At 64.4% G+C, this 15,707-nt stretch carries 7 protein-coding genes; 3 read left to right on the forward strand and 4 right to left on the reverse strand.

The annotated features are described in order from the left end of the window. Positions 1 to 200 precede the first annotated feature (200 nt). From peaD to peaA, 4 genes are read right to left on the reverse strand one after another with little or no spacing between them, the layout of a single operon-like run. On the reverse strand, positions 201 to 1,307 hold the full coding sequence (gene peaD, locus IEX85_RS06560) for a quinohemoprotein amine dehydrogenase subunit beta (RefSeq protein ID WP_188859678.1): 1,107 nt from the start codon (positions 1,305 to 1,307) through the stop codon (positions 201 to 203). Between the two features lie 15 nt (positions 1,308 to 1,322). Next, entirely contained in the window at positions 1,323 to 1,646 is a 324-nt protein-coding gene (qhpC, locus tag IEX85_RS06565; RefSeq protein ID WP_188859680.1) for a quinohemoprotein amine dehydrogenase subunit gamma, read from the reverse strand. 2 nt (positions 1,647 to 1,648) lie between these two features. Next, positions 1,649 to 3,079: a quinohemoprotein amine dehydrogenase maturation protein gene (gene peaB, locus IEX85_RS06570; protein ID WP_188859682.1), complete on the reverse strand. Its 1,431-nt coding sequence runs from the start codon at positions 3,077 to 3,079 to the stop codon at positions 1,649 to 1,651. Positions 3,080 to 3,119: 40 nt separating this feature from the next. Next, the gene (peaA, locus tag IEX85_RS06575) at positions 3,120 to 4,721 is read right to left on the reverse strand and encodes a quinohemoprotein amine dehydrogenase subunit alpha (protein WP_229721814.1); all 1,602 of its coding nucleotides are present in this window, start codon (positions 4,719 to 4,721) and stop codon (positions 3,120 to 3,122) included. Between the two features lie 270 nt (positions 4,722 to 4,991). Here peaA and IEX85_RS06580 point away from each other — a divergent pair, with 270 nt between their 5' ends. The 3 genes from IEX85_RS06580 (at position 4,992) to IEX85_RS06590 (ending at position 15,661) form a co-directional block, all read left to right on the forward strand. After that, complete coding sequence (locus IEX85_RS06580) at positions 4,992 to 5,717, forward strand: response regulator (RefSeq protein WP_188859683.1); 726 nt, start codon at positions 4,992 to 4,994, stop codon at positions 5,715 to 5,717. A 60-nt stretch (positions 5,718 to 5,777) separates the two neighbouring features. Beyond that, entirely contained in the window at positions 5,778 to 12,041 is a 6,264-nt protein-coding gene (locus tag IEX85_RS06585; protein WP_188859685.1) for an AAA family ATPase, read from the forward strand. A 170-nt stretch (positions 12,042 to 12,211) separates the two neighbouring features. Further along, entirely contained in the window at positions 12,212 to 15,661 is a 3,450-nt protein-coding gene (locus IEX85_RS06590; protein ID WP_188859686.1) for an AAA family ATPase, read from the forward strand. The last annotated feature ends 46 nt before the right edge of the window (positions 15,662 to 15,707 follow it).

Here is a 15,707-nt window from a genome sequence, read left to right on the forward strand (position 1 = left end):
GCAGCTTTGAGCTGCTCGCCATTGCACCGCTAGACCCACCCTCCGGTTCGTGCTTTCGATGGGCGATGTGCCAGTCCGGCACTCGCAGGTTGGGTGCAGCCCGAAGGGCGTAACCCAACAACCTCCCCGGTCCGTCCGGATAGAAAAAAGAGGCCGCGCAGTGCGCGGCCTCTTCGATATTCTGCGGACAGAGTATTGGTCTAATCGCGGATCGTCGCCACTCGCAGGTCGGAGGTGCTCATGTCACCGCTAAGCTGGATCGAGCCGATCTTCTCCAGCGTATCCGAACTGTGAATGGAGATATCGCTGCTGGTGCCGCCGACATAGATGGTCTTGCCGTCCGCCGAGATGTTCAGGTCATAGTAGGTATGCGGCATCTCGTACAGCGCCAGGGTTTCGCCGGTGGTGATATCGTGCTTCGACAGGGTGTTGAAACTGCCGTAGAAGATATTGGGGTCGCGCGGATCCGAGATGAAGTTGAAGACGATGAACTCGAACGGAATGATTTCCTGACGTACGGCTTCGCCGGTTGCCAGATCCACCCGGCTGATACCCCACCACCATTCGGCCGTCTCCATGTTCATGGTATCGTCCTGAAACTTGGCCGTGACATAGGGCATGATGTACTCGTTGGACTGCTCGCCCTGGGAGTGCATCGCGAAGGCATCGGGCGGCAGCCACTCCGGGCCACGGTCCCAGCTCTGCAGCGCGGTCACCATGCGGACTTCGCCGCTGTTGACATCGATTGCCTTGATATCGGCGCCGCCGAGGATCACCTCACCCTTTTCCGTTGCGGCGATCTTGGTGATACGACGATCCACCGGGAAGGTGCGCACGGGTTTTGCGTCCGTGCCGTCGGCGGTGTTGTAGACCGCCAGCTGCGGTTCCATGACCTCGAAGCGATCAGGCAGGTGACGCACCGGGTTCTGCACCGTGTACAGTTCCTTGCCGTCGGCGCTGACGGTAATCGACTGATGCGTCTTGACCCGGACGTTGCCCTGGGACTGAGCGGCATGGAAGGTGATGTCGCAGGTCTGGATATCGAAACCGTAAACATCCTCGGTCATGTTACTGAGGACATAGGCAATCTTGCCATCCGGCGACGGCGCGATGGAACCGGTGCCGAATTTGCCCGGCACATCGCAGGTACGCACCACTTCGTTGGTGGACATATCGATCACCTGCAAATGGCCCGGGCGGGTGATGGTCAGCAGGTACTCCTGGTCGGCGCTGGCGGGGAGTGCCTGCAACGACAGCAGCGCGGCGCCGGCCAGCGCGGAGGTTTTCATTTTCTTGTTCACTTTCATCTGCACCGCTCTCCGTTACTCGCCGTCCTCGAAAATACCTTCCAGCTTGCGCCAGTCCTTATCGGCCTTGGCCACGCCCTCACCCCAGTCAGGGTAGGTGTTGGCGGTGTCGGGCACCTGCGCCGGCCACCAGCAGGCATCGGCGCAGCCGTAGATATCGGACTCCATCGGCTGGCACAAAGAGCCGAGGCCGCCGAACGGATCGAGCTCCCAGCCCGGGTCGGTGGTGGCGGTACAACCGACCACCGTCTGCATCGCGACTACTTCCTCGACTTCGTCCGGGCTCACCGCCTGGTTGATCAGCTTGGCTTTCTTGTTCAGTGATTTCAGGTGTTTCATTATCAGGCACTCCTCCTCGGAGAGACGTAGGCTTCGAAGAACCCCGGGTTCCCGAGCATGATCCGCGAGTACACTTCCACTCCAAAGTCGATCCAGTCGCGCATCAGATCGCAGTAGTGATAGGAAGGTTTTGTCGGATCCCCATACTTGGCATAGCTTTCGTGGTAGCAGCCCCCCGAACAGAGGTTGCGGATACGGCAGGTCTCGCAGCCGGTGTTGCTGCGGTCCAGACGCTTCTCGACGAATTCGGCGAGGCGCGGCTTGTCGATCCCGGTCTCGACATTGCCGAACAGCGGCATGTCGGAGCCGGTGAAGCGATGGCAGAGGTTGAGTCCGCCGTCCTTGTCGACCGCCAGCAACTGGACGCCAGCACCGCAGGGGATCAGCTTCTTGTTGCCCTCGTACATATCCGTAAGCATCTGGTGCATGTTGCCGAAGCCGAAGTTTTCACCGCGACTGGCCGCCTCGAGGTAACGCCGGCCGAGACGCTTCATGCCTTCGAATACCTCGACCTGCTCCTCGGGCGTCAGGTTGAACTCGGCGATATCACCGGAGGTCACCGGTCCGAAACCGACTTCAGCGAAGCCAAGGTCGAAGTAGAGGTGATCGAAGATCTTCTCGACATCCGTGATGCCACGGGTCAGGGTCACACGGCAGCCCACCGGCCGCGCGGTGTAGCGCGACAGCAGCATTTCCACCTTGCGACGCACCACATCGTAGGTGCCCTGACCGCCAACGGTGATGCGGTTCTTGTCGTGCATCGCCTTGGGACCGTCCATCGAAATGGTCAGACCGAAACGGTGCTCGTTGAACCAGTCCACCAGCTTCTCGTTGAGCAGCGTGGCGTTGGTGGTCAGGGTAAAGCTGACCTGGGCGTCCAGCTCGGCGAAGCGTTTCTCGCAGTAGGCCACCACCTCGCGGATCAGCGGCATATTGCTGAGCGGCTCGCCGCCAAAGAAGACCACGTTGTAGCTCGGCTGGTCCGGCGACTCCTTGAGCAGCATCTCGATCGATTTGATCGCGGTATCGAGCCCCATCAATTCGCCCTTGGAGGGCGTGGTCAGGTCTTCCTTGTAGCAATAGGTGCAGCTGAGGTTGCAACCGGTGTTGACGTTCAGCACCACCGTGGTGAGCGGAAACTTCGTCACCTTCTGCGGCTCCGGATTGAAGCGCCCAACAGCACCTTCGCCGACAATCATTTCCAGCGCCCGGAATTCCGAGATCGCTTCCTCGACGTCGGCGGCGCCGAAGCGGCCGTTCAGGGGCGCCAGCAGCTCTTCGGTCACCTCGCCGTGGCGGTCGAACAGTGACAGCAGTTCACGGCTCAGATCATCCAGCTCGAAGATGCTGCTGCTGGGCACGTGGAACAGCATCTGACGCGCATCGACGTCGATGCGGTGCAGATTCGGTTTTACCAGCGTCATGGCGCCCATAATCACCTCTTGTTGTTATGTTCAGGGGGTATCGGTATCGTCAGTCCAGCACGCGACGGACGAAGTCCTGCGGCGCAACCAGCAGGCTGCCCTCGCCGGTCACATCGTTACCGCCATCGCTGACGCTGCCAACGACCGTCAAGCGGCCGACATTGTTGGCCGACATCTTGCGTTCCGGGTTGGGACCGGCGTCGCCCGGCGTGAAGATGCCGCTCGCGTCGATCGCGCCGGCGTACTTCTCGTCCTTGTCGTGCGCAGCCACTTCATCGGCAGGCGCGATCGACCAGGTGGCCGGCATGTAACCCAGACGCAGATCGTCGTCGGTACCCGGCTGACCGTCGGCGCCTGCGGCGTAACCGACGGCACGGTATACGGTGCGTACCTTCGCCATCTCGCCGCCATTCCCGCCGATGCGGCTGAGCGCATTGGCAGGCGTCACCTCGACCCGGGCCAGGCTGTCGTAGACCGCGAGCGCCTGATCTTTGCTGGCGTCACCCACGCTGACGGTACGGGCGCCGGCGGCACCGCTGGCCTTGGCGAGCACGCGAATGCTGTCGCCGTCGCGCGCGATGACCTTCTCGATTTCGACGCCATCGCCAAGGGAGACATCGCCGTCGAGGTTCTGTCCGACGATCGTCAGCTCGGCGCTCTCGCCCAGCTTCAGATGCGCCGGCAGCACCGCTACCACCGCGGGCTGGCCCTGATCGCGCACCGCCATCAGCTCACCACCGATCTCACGCGCCTCGGTGTTGAACATGCGGCCATCCATCACGGATCCCTCGGCGTCGGCAGCCATGACCTGGCGCATCTTGACACCGTCGATCTCAATTGCCGCACGCCACTCGTAACCGGTGTAGACCCGGGCGCTGCCCTTGCCGCTCAAGGCGCTGCCGTCCGAGTACTGACCTTCAAGCGACAGCTGATAACCGGTTTCCGATTTGGAGGCATCCATCCAGGCGGTGAACTCGCCCTTGCCCGGCACGTAACCGAGTACGCGCCAGCGACCGGTCAGGTCCGCCTTGGGCGCCGCCTTCCAGCTGTTCCACTCCGGCGTGATCAACGGGAATTTATTGCCCAGTTCGACAGCGGTCTGGTTTTGCGCGATGTCGTACCAGGCGCGGTCACGGGCCAGCGAGTGGAGCTCGATGGTCGGGAACTGTCCCATATGGAAGCCAACCAGCCGCTTCCACTCGTCTTCGGTACGGCGCTGCAGCGAGAACCGGGCGGCGGAATGACAGCGGGCACACATCTGCCCCAGGCCTTCATCGACCCCGGACTCGACCAGGTTGGTATCCTGCTCCAGGAGATAGCGGTAGGGCTCTGCCTCGGACGGCGCCAGCCCCTGATGGTCAGCGAGGTACTGGACCAGGGCGCGCTTGTCCTCGGTGGAAATCTGGGCGCCGCGCAGCTCCTGCATGCGGTTGATGGTCATCAGCCAGCCTTCCGGGGTCTTGCGCTGTTCACTGATACGTGAAAACGGCGTCTCGCTGTTCCCGGTATCGCTGTGACAGGCCAGGCAGTTGTTGCGGATCAGCTCCTCGCCAGCCTCGGTAGCCGCCAATGCAGGCGCCGCCATTACCGCCAGCGCCAGAGCCGGCCCCGCCAGGGGCACGCGTTTCTTGTTATGCGTAGTCAAAGCCACTACTCCCTCGCTGTTATGTTCCAGGTTGTTCAGTGTTGCCGGTCAATCTACACCCTGGCTGTAAATGAAGTTCTTCGCCTTTGTGCTAAGTTGTAGACGAATGTAACAAGCTGTAACGAAAGCCGGGTGCCCAAGGCCAAAGTATTGATTCGGCTAAGGCATAGCGCCAGATTTTTTTCATCACCCGGCGCTTTGTCCCGCCCCGGACCGTTGCTAGACTGGGCGGGCCCGTACATCTACCCAAGTGCCCCAGACACGAGAGTCCGCCCCATGCCCGACAGCCCAGCCCGCCCGGCTCGTATCCTGATAATCGAGGACGACTTCGCATCAAGATCGCTACTGGTCAGCTACTTCGAGAAAGAGGGCTATCAGATCAGCGAAGCGGAACAGGCCGACGATCTGCCCAGTCGCGTCGCCCGCGACGGCATCGAGCTGGTGCTGCTGGACATCAATCTGCCGGGCAAGGACGGCCTGACGCTGACGCGGGAGCTGCGCGCCACCTCCGCCGTCGGCATCATACTGGTGACCAGCAAGGGCGATGAAATCGACCGTATCGTCGGCCTCGAGCTCGGCGCCGATGACTATGTCACCAAGCCGTTCAACCCTCGCGAACTGCTGGTAAGGGTGAAGAACCTGCTGTGGCGGGTTCAGGGGTCCGGGCAGAGCGCCGGCGCCCGCGAAAGCCAGTGCCTGCACTTCGAAGGCTGGGCGCTGGATGCCAACAAGCGCCAGCTGGCCGGTCCCGACGGCCAGCTCGAACGCTTGCCGGAGGGCGAGTTCAAGCTGCTGCAGGCGCTGATCAGCCACGCCGGCCAGGTACTGAGCCGTGACTACCTGATGGACGCGATTCACGACCGGGAGTGGACCCCGAACGACCGCTCGATCGACGTTCTGATCGGCCGTCTGCGTCGCAAACTGGGCGACAATCCATCCAACCCCCAGCTGATACTGACCGCCCACGGCGCCGGCTACGTATTCGCCGGCAGCCTGAGCTAGGCCGATGCGATCCGCAACCGCACGACAGCGCCCAGAGCGCGGCCGAACCGGAACCGGACGGTGAACGACGTCGGCGGCTATCGCATACTGGCGGAACTGTATCGAAGTCCGGCCTGCACTCTGAGCCGGGCGCTCCGCCTCGCCGACCAGCAGCCGCTGCTTCTCAAACAGCTGCAACGCCAGCAAAAGGACCCGGAACGGCTCAGCCGTTTCAGACACGAATTCGATATCCTGCAGCATCTGGACATCGCCGGCGTTCCGCAGGCCCTGGATTTGCTGCAGCTCGACGAAGCGCCCACGCTGGTGCTTCCCGACTGCGGCGACTTCACGCTGCGTCAGGCGCTCGAGCGCGGCAATCGCGACTGGAAGTCCTGGCTGCCGGTGGCGCTGCGTCTGGCCGAAATACTGGCGCAACTGCACGAAGCCCGGGTCATTCACAAGCAGATTCGCCCCGAGCACATCCTGCTTAAAGGCGCCACTCTTGAGCCGACGCTGATCGATTTCAGTCACGCCTCCCGACTCGGCCGCGAGCAGGCCATCTGGGGTACCGTGCGGCTGGAAGCCACGGCGCTGCCCTACCTGGCGCCGGAGCAGACCGGGCGCATCAACCGTGCGGTGGACTATCGCACCGACTACTACGGTCTCGGCGTCACGCTGTTCGAAATGATGACCGGCCAGACACCCTTTGCCAGCGACGACGATCTGGAACTGGTGCATAGCCAGATCGCACGACCGCCGCCCTGGCCCGACGCCCTCAATCCCGACCTGCCACGGCCGCTGGCGCGCATCATCCGCAAACTGCTGGCCAAGGACGCCGCCAAACGCTATCAGTCGGGCTTCGGACTGTGCCAGGACCTTCGCCGCTGCCTGGAGCAGTGGCGGCGGGACGGGCGCATCGACGATTTCGAGGCGGGGCTCGAAGACCGCTCCGCGCGACTGCAGCTGCCCCAGGCACTGTACGGACGTGACGATCTGCTGCGCCAGCTGGGCGAGCAGTACGACGCCTGCGCCAGGGGTGGGCAGGAGCTCGTTCTGATCAGCGGTTACGCCGGCATCGGCAAATCCAGTCTGGTCCACGAACTGCGCCAGCACGTCAACGCCCGCAGCGGCCACTTCTGCAGTGGCAAGTTCGACCAGATGCGCCGCAACCGGCCCTATCTCGGTATTCACCTGGCACTGCAGGGGCTGGTACGCCAGTTGCTGACCGAACCGGACGACCATATCGCCCGCTGGCGCGAGAACCTGCAGCAGGCGCTCGGTGCCCAGGCGCAGGTACTGATCAAGCTGGTACCGGAGCTCGAGCTGATCCTCGGCCCCCAGCCCGACGTGCCGCTGCTGCCGGCGGTCGAGGAACAGAACCGTCTGTCGCGGCTGTTCCAGCAGCTGCTGTGCGCGTTGACCGGCGACAGGCATCCGCTGCTGCTGTTCCTCGACGACCTGCAGTGGGCCGACCCGGCGTCGCTGCACCTGCTGGAATCCCTGACCGCCGGCATGCGGGTGCCGCATCTGCTGCTTATCGGCAGCTATCGCGAAGAAGAGATCGGTCCGGGCCACGCGCTGCGTCCCGTACTGGCAAGGCTGCGGGCCTGCGCCCGGCCACCGAGCGAGTACCGGCTCACGCCGCTGAACCTCGAGCAGATCGTACAGCTGCTGAGCGATGCGCTTGGCGACGACCGCGAACGTCTGATGCCACTGGCGCGGCTTTGCCTGGAAAAAACCCAGGGCAACCCCTTTTTCCTCGGCCAGTTTCTCTACCGTCTCGACGAGGACGGTCTGCTGCAGCTGCGCGACCAGACCTGGTACTGGGACGAGGACGCCATACGGGCGCAGGCGCTGAGCGATGACGTACTCGACCTGATGATCAGCAGGATTCAGCGGCTGCCGCCACAAACGCAACGCATCCTGCCACTCGCCGCCTGCATCGGCGGTACCTTTACGCTGCGCAACCTTGCGATCGTCAGCGAGACCGGGCTGTCGGCCCTGGGCATGCTACTCTGGCCGGCCCTGAGCCAGGGCCTGCTGCTGTCTCTGGGCGACGCCTATCAGCTGCTGCAACCCGAAACCGGCGACAGCCGATGTCGCTTCGTTCACGACCGGGTACAGCAGGCGGCCTACTCGCTGATCGACGCAGCCAGCCTCGAACCGCTGCACCTGAAGATCGGCCGGCTGCTGCAGCAAAGCGACGGCACAACCGAGGACCGGATCTTCGAGATCGCCAACCACCTCAACCAGGCCCGCCGGCTGATCACCAGCGCCGATGAACGGCTGGCGCTGGCGCACATCAATCTCGAGGCCGGGCAGCGCGCACGGCAATCCGCCGCCTTCGACAGTGCCCTGGAGTACCTCGAGGCGGGCCTTGACCTGCTGCCGGTCGATACCTGGGACAACCACTATGAGCTGTCGCTGGCGCTGCACCTGGACTGTGCGGAGGCGGCCTATATCCGCGGTGAAACCGATCTGATGGACCGGCTTGTCAGCGTCGTGCAAAGGCGCGGACGCTGCCTGCCAGACCGGGTGCGCGGACAGGAAATCAGCATCCACTCGCAGATCTCGCGCAACCGCTTCCAGGCCGCGCTTGACAGTGCGCTGCGGGTGCTGGCGCAGCTCGGCGTCGCACTGCCGCAACACCCGAGCCGCCGTCACAGTCTGATCGGTCTGCTGCGCGCCGAGTGGCAGCTGCTGCGTCGCAGTCCCGAGCACTTGCTCGACTCGCCAGCGGTGGTTTCACCCGAAACGGAGGCCGCACTGCGGCTGCTTGCCGGCATGTTCGGCATCGTCAAGTTTTCCAGCTCCGGTCTCAGGCCGCTGGTCACCGCCCGCAGTGTCGAGCTGACACTGCGTCACGGCCGCTCACCAGACACTGCGCTGGCGCTGGCGGGTTTCGGCGGCGTGCTCTGCGGCCAGTACGGACTTGTCAGCCAGGGCTACCGGCTGGGCGAGCTGGCGCTGGAGTTCGACCGGCGGGCGCCGACGACATTCAATCATCATCGCACCCTGTATCTGATCAACGCGTACATTCGTCACTACCGGGAACCGCTGGCGCACTGTCGCGACGACCTGTTGCGCGCCCACGAACTGGCGCAGGAGGTCGGCGATGTCGAGTGGTCGGCCTACTCGCTGGGAGCCCAGATCCAGTATGCATTTCCCCTGAGCCGCGACCTTGCGACCTTCGCGCCGCAACTGGCGGAGCAGATCGGAATCTTGCGCCAGTCCGGCCAGCAGCAGTCGCTGCAGTACTCGTTGCAGATTCAGCAGCTGGTCGACAACCTGCGCGGCAACAGCGAAACCCCGGAGCGCCTCGACGGCCGTTTTTACCGCGACCAGGAAATGCTTGCCCGCCACCGCAGGGAAAACCATCTGACAGCGCTGGCGCTGTATCACCAGTATCAGGGCCTGCTGCAGTTTCTGCTCGAGGACTTCGCCAGCGCGCGACTGAGCTTTCGCGACGCCGGCAGGCTTCGCCCCTACATCAGCGGTACCTATTCGGCATCCTGGCTGCTGTTTTACGATTACCTGACACAGCTGGTGCTGCTGCGCGGGCAGTCGCCGGGCGTGCGCTGGCGCGGACTCGCCGCCCTGATGCCGCGCCTGCGGCGGCTGCGTCGCCTGGAGCGCGGCGCCCCGGACAACTTTCGCCATCTGCTGTCGCTGATCAAGGCCGAAAGTTACCGCCTGCGGGGCCGCGCCGGCAGAGCCAGCCGGCATTACCACCGTGCCATCGAGCAGGCGGAGCAGCGGGGGCAGGTTTTCGAGGCCGCACTGGCGACGGAGTTTGCCGGCACCTTCTTCCTCGAAGGCCGCAACAGACCCATCGCACGGGTCTATCTGCAGCAGGCTTACCGCCGCTATGCCGACTGGGGTGCCATCGCCAAGCTGCGGCAGATGGAACGGCGCCATGGCGAGGATCTGGTGCGCACCGAAGAAACGATCAACGAAGACCGCGCCCTGAGCAACCAGGCCTTCGATATCGCCTCGGTCATCCGCGCTTCCCAGGCCATCTCCGACGAAATCCGCCTCGAGCCACTGCTGGGACGCCTGATACGCCTGGCACTGCAGAATGCCGGCGGGCAGCGGGCGCTGCTGGTGCTGGTGCGCGAGCGTCAGTTGCTGCTCGCTGCCGAGGCCGACGCCGCACAGGAGCCGCGGTTCTTCGGCGAGCGCCCGCTGGACGACGCCGAGCGGCTGCTGCCGGTCAGCCTGCTGCACTATGTCGCGCGCACCCGCGAACCGCTGGTGCTCGGACAGGCCACGACCCACCCGGTGTTCGACCAGGACAGTTACATTCGCGAACAGCAGCCGCGCTCGCTGCTGTGCCTGCCGATCCTGTACCACGGCAGCCTGACCGCCCTGCTCTATCTGGAGCACCGCGAAAACCGCGACGTCTTCGACGCCACACGCCTGAAGACGCTGCAGATTCTCATGTCCCAGGCCGCCATCTCGATCGAGACCGCCAAACTCTATTCGAGCCTGCAGCAATCGGAGCGGGAATACCGTTCGCTGTTCGAAAACGCCATCGAGGGTATCTTCCGCATCGAGCCGCCGGGACGCTTCATCTCGGTGAATCCGGCCCTGACACGAATGCTCGGTTACGACACCCCGGACAGCTTCATGCAGGAGGTCGGCAATGCGGCACGGCAGTGCTTCGCCGACGCCGAGACGCTGCACCGCTTTCTGGACATGCTGGAACTCGAGGATCAGGTCCTCAATTTCGAGACGCGCTGGCTGCGGCGCGACGGCAGCAGCCTGCAGGTGTCGATCTCGGCCCGGCGGGTACTGGGCGAACAGGACGAACTGCTGTACTACGAGGGCTCGCTCAACGATATCAGCGAACGCAAGGCCAAGGAGCAGGCGGAGCTTGCGCGGGAAAAGGCGGAAGCGGCAAGCGAGGCGAAAAGTCAGTTCCTGGCCACCATGAGCCACGAAATCCGCACCCCGCTCAACGGCATCCTCGGCATGGCGCAACTGCTGATGCGCTCGGAGCTCAGTGACGAACAGCAGGCGCGGGTGCGGGCGATCTACAGCTCCGGACAGAGTCTGCTGTCGATCCTCAATGACGTGCTGGATTTCAGCAAGGTCGAGGCCGGCCAACTGGAGCTTGAGCGCCGCCCCTTCTCGGTGTCGGAGCTGGTTGCCGAGTTGCAGCCGTTGCTGGATTCAATGGCGAGCGAAAAATCGCTGCGCCTTATCGTGCGCAGCGACAGCCGCTTGCCCGAGGCCGTGCTCGGCGACCGCCGGGCGCTGAATCAGGTACTGCTGAACCTGTGCGTCAACGCCATCAAGTTCACCGAGCATGGCCAGGTGGCACTGCGGGTCCGCTGCCTTTCGCAGAACCCGCAACAGGTGCGGCTACGCTTCGAGGTCGAGGATACCGGCATCGGCATACCGGAGGCGGCCCGGCCGCGCATTTTCACCCACTTCAGCCAGGCCGACAGTTCCATCACTCGCCGCTTCGGCGGTACAGGACTCGGGCTGTCCATCTGCAAGCGCCTGATCGAGCAACAGGGCGGCGAGATCGGCTTCAGCAGCCGCGAAGGCGAAGGCACCCTGTTCTGGTTCGAGCTGGACTACTCGCGCGCGCAGCGCGAGCAACTCGACACGGCACCGCCGGCGCCGATCGAACAACCCCTGGATATCCTGCTGGTCGAGGATACCGAGATCAACCAGGAAGTGACCCGCGGCCTGCTCGAAAGCGAGGGGCACAAGGTCAGCATCGCCGATGACGGCTACACCGCGCTGTCGATGCACAACGACCATGACTACGACCTGGTGCTGATGGATATCCACCTGCCGGACATGGACGGTGTCGAGACCGCGCGGCGCATGCGCCGCCACCGCGATCCGCGCAAATCCGGCGTGCGGATTATCGCCCTCACCGCATCAGTGACCGAAGCCGAAACCCGCTCCTATCTCGACGCCGGCATCGATGCCGTGGTGGGCAAACCACTGCAATTCGCCGAACTGCAGCGACAGCTCCACGGCGAGCCCGCCGCGCCACGTCAGCCAGTCGAGCACCACGATGAGCTGCTCGATACCGGACTGCTGGCTCAGCACCGGAAACTGCTCGGGGAGGAGCGCTTCGCCAGTCTGCAGATTCGCATGCGCCAACAGTGCAAGCAGCTGCTCGAGGCCCTTTCGGAGCCCGGTACCGACCATGGCGAGGCGCTGCACAAGCTCGCCGGCACCTGCGCCAACTTCGGCCTCGCCGCCCTCTGCGCCCGCGTGCGCGAGCTGGAGGAGACGGCGGCGCCCGTCGATGCGGAACAGCTTGGGCAACTGCGCGAGCTGTTTCGGCGCAGCCTCGAGGCGCTCGACTCGAGCGGCTGAGCGCGCGGCAGGCGGACGGGGTAGAGCCGGCCCGGGCGCCGGGTGGCACGGGATGGCACGGGATGGCACGGCGGCGATTTCCGAAACGGTATCCTGATCCGATGGCCGGAACACTGCATTGGTACTAACGTTTCAGGAGCTACTGCGTCCAGCCAAGGGTCGGGAGCGACATGAAATTCTTCAAGATGCTGGCGGAGGTCAGTTGGCTTCTGCGCCACCGCAAGCTCATTTCCTATGAAGCCCTGCGCCAGGAGTATGAACTCGATGACGCGGGACTCGAGGCCCTGCGGATCGAACTCATTCAGGTCGAACGGGTGGCCATCGACCTCGACGGCCGCTTTCTGGCCTGCAGCGACCTGGAGTCGACAAAGCTCCCCGCCGGCCCCGAATGCCAGACCGCGCGTCCCCCGGTGACGGAGGAGAAGGTTGTGGCGCCCGTGACGGACCGGCCGGCGCCGCCCGGCAGCGCCGCCTCTGACGCCGAACGACGTCATCTCACGGTCATGTTCTGCGACCTGGTCGGCTCCACCGAACTCTCGACACGGCTCGACCCCGAGGACCTGCAGGACATCATCCGGGCCTATCAGGAAGCCGCCGCACGCGTGATCCGGGATTTCAGCGGTTTTATCGCCAAGTATATGGGCGATGGCATACTGGTCTACTTCGGCTACCCCCAGGCCTCCGAACGCAGCGCCGAGGCCGCCATCAAGACCGCGCTCGGCATCGTCCAGACCATGCCGCTGCTCAACGACGAGTTCGGTCGCAGCCAGGGAATTGAAATCGCCGTGCGCATCGGCATCGCCACCGGCCTCGTGGTGGTCGGCGAAATCACCGGCGAGGGCGAGGCGCAGGAACGCAGCGTCGTCGGCGAGACCCCCAACCTCGCCGCCCGCCTGCAGGCGCTGGCGCAGAAAAACGGTATCGTCATCAGCAAGGCCTGCAAGGAGCTGGCGGGCGAGCGTTTCGTGTTCCAGGCGCTGGGGGAACAGCGTCTGAAAGGGATCGCCGGAGCAGTCGAAGCCTGGGGGGTAACGGGTGAAAGCGTCGCCGACGTTCAGCCGCAGTCGGCACCGATAAAGCCCAGACTTCCGCTGGTAGGCCGGCAGGAGGAAGTGGGGCTGCTGACCCGTGCCTGGGAAGGCAGCCGCGAGGGACGAGGCCAGGTCGTGCTGATCCAGGGCGAGGCCGGCATCGGCAAGTCGCGGCTGCTGCAAGCCCTGCGCGATCATGCCGGTGGCATCGACTATACCTGGGTGGCCGTGCGTGCATCGCCCTATCATACCGCCAGCACGCTCTACCCGATCATCGAACAGCTGAAACGTGCGATGCGCTGGCAGCCGGACGATAGCGCCCAGACCCGTTTCCAGAAGCTGGAAAAATTTCTGCAAGCGCAGCACAGCTGGCCGCTGGAGGAATCCGTCCCGCTGTTTGCGGCCATGCTGTCGCTACCGCTGATCGATGCCCGGTACGCGCAGCTCCAGATGTCGTCCCAACAGCAACGCGAGGCGACGCTGGACGCCGCCACCGCCTGCTACCTCGAACTGGCGGAGCTCCGACCGATACTGATGGTCTGGGAGGATCTGCACTGGGCCGACCCGACAACGGTGGAGCTGCTCGGTCTGCTGATAGCCCAGGTGCCTACGGTACCGATGCTGCTGGTCGCGACCTACAGACCCGAATTCGTCGCGCCCTGGCCAGTGCGTTCGCATATTACGCCGATCACGCTGAACCGGCTGGCGCGCGCCGAGGTCGAGGCCATCGTCACCCATCTCGCCGGTAACAAGACCATGCCGAAGGAGGTACTCGACCATATTGTCACCAAGGCCGATGGCGTTCCGCTCTATGTCGAGGAACTGACCCATACCATCCTGCAGTCCGAAATCCTGGTCGAGGCGGCCGATCATTATGAACTCAACGGCGTACTGGCCGACATGCACATCCCCGAGACGCTGCAGGATTCGCTGATGGCGCGCCTGGACCGCACCCCCATCGTGCGCGAGATCGCGCAGCTAGCCGCGGTGCTGGGCCGCGAGTTCAGCTACGATATGCTGGCCTCGCTCGCGCCCCACGGGGAACAGGCTCTGCAGCAGGGGCTGGCGCAGCTGGTGGAGAACGACCTGCTGTACCAGCGCGGTCGGGGGCAGCGCGCGCTCTACCAGTTCAAGCACATGCTGATTCAAGAAGCCGCCTATCAGTCACTGCTCAAGCGTTCGCGGCAGAAATACCATCGACAGGCGGCGCAGCTGCTGGAGCAACGGTTCAGGGAGGTGATCGAAGCGCACCCCGAGGTCGCCGCCCATCATCTTACCGAGGCCGGCGATACGCGCCAGGCAATCGGCTACTGGCAGCAGGCCGGCGAAAAGGCGGAACGGATCTCGGCGCACCAGGAAGTCATCAGCCACCTGTCGAAGGCACTGGAACTGCTGCCCCGGCTACCGGACGACCCGGAACGCGCGCGTCTCGAGCTCGACCTGCTCATTTCCATAGGCCCTTCCCTGGGCACCGTCAGGGGTTACGCCGCTTCCGAGTACGGCCGGACCTACAGCCGCGCCCGCGACCTCTGCGCCCGACTGGGCGACAGCGCCCCGATTTCCCCGGTTCTGCGCGCCCTGGCCGTCCATCATCTGGTCAGGGGCGAAACGGACATCGCCGTCGCCACCTCGGATGCGTTTCTCAAGATAGCCGCGCAGCAGCAGGATGAAGCCGCCGAGATGTTCGGCCACTATTCGCTGGGTATTTCACTGCTGTTCACCGGCTCCCTGGCCCCGGCGCGGGCGCAGCTGGTCGAGGCGCTGCAGCGCTACGACCCGGACAGGCACCAGGCGCTGGTGCACACTTACAACATCGACATCGGCGTTGGCGCCCAGGGGTTCGAAGCGCTCGGTCTCTGGCTGCTGGGCTTCGCCGATCAGGCACTCGAAAAGGCCGCGACGGCCCTGGCGCTTGCCCAGCGGCATCAACACCCGTTCAGCCTGGCGTTCGCCTGGCTTTGGAAAGCGAAGGTGCATCAGTATCGCGGCGAGCGCGAGGCAGCGATCGAGCATGCCAAGCGGGGTAGCGAGATTGCGCGGGAGCATGGAATGTCCCTGCTCGCGCACCACGGCAAAACGATTCTGGGCTGGGCCCTGGCCCTGGACGACGCGCCGGCGCAGGGGGCCGAAAAGATCCGCGAAAGCCTGGCTGAAGCCGCCCGCGCCGGCTCGCGGAATTTCGCGGCCTGCGATACGGCGATGCTCGCCGAAGCCCAGATCGCCTGCGGACAGATAACGCTTGCCCGCAAGACCCTGCAAGAGGCACTGGCGCGCGAGACCGAAGAGCAGTTCTGGGTCCCCGAACTGCATCGGCTGCTGGGCGAGCTGGAACTGCGGGCGGGATCGGATCTCGGCCAGGCCGAAGCGGCGCTGCGTCAGGCGCTGCGACTGGCGCAGGCCCAGGGCGCCAGGGCGCTGGAATTGCGGGCCGCGCTTAGCCTTGCCCGCCTGTTGCAGCAGCAGACCAGGCCGGACCAGGCCCGCAAACTGCTGGCGCCGGTATACGACGGCTTCACCGAGGGCTTCGATACGGCCGATCTGAGGGCGGCCCGGGGATTTCTCGATAAGCTGGCAGCCTGTCGATCCTGACCGACAGGCTGCCGGGACAACCCCAAAACGCAAAAAAGCCCGCGCC

Source organism: Marinobacterium nitratireducens, from assembly GCF_014645375.1.
Taxonomy (GTDB): domain Bacteria; phylum Pseudomonadota; class Gammaproteobacteria; order Pseudomonadales; family Balneatricaceae; genus Marinobacterium_A; species Marinobacterium_A nitratireducens.